We start from the raw sequence: 377 nt of genomic DNA on the forward strand, positions 1-377 counted from the left end.
CGTCACCGCCGCCGGCGATGCGCCAACAAATCCAACGGGATCCGGTGTGACGGTCACCGGCACAAAGGTCGGCGAGTACCGGGCGTCCGGAAAGCCCGCCTCCGCGCGCAGCTTCTTGCGCCAAGTATACAACATGCTGCTACGGATGCCGAGGTTGCGGGCAACTTCCGTCACCGTCATCCCGGGTGAAAACGTTGCCGCCACCGCCGCCAGCTTATCGTCTCGCGACCAGCGCCGGCGAGGCGCACCAAGTATAAGATCCATGTGTCACCGAGTGTATGCAACCAGTCTCGGACCATGTCTCAAGACCAGTCCTTATCCGCCGATCATCATCAGGCAGGTGATGTGCGCAAGGCGGCGCTCACCGGATGCTTACG

General features: G+C 62.3%; 1 protein-coding gene. It reads right to left on the minus strand.

Features of this window, described 5'->3' with window-relative positions; translation table 11 throughout:
• Positions 1–264, minus strand: a 264-nt coding sequence (locus HY26_RS03545; protein WP_146740169.1) for a transposase, incomplete at its 3' end; no start/stop codon positions are given.
• Positions 265–377: the final 113 nt, after the last annotated feature.

This window comes from Hyphomonas sp. GM-8P, from assembly GCF_003263315.1.
Lineage (GTDB): Bacteria > Pseudomonadota > Alphaproteobacteria > Caulobacterales > Hyphomonadaceae > Hyphomonas.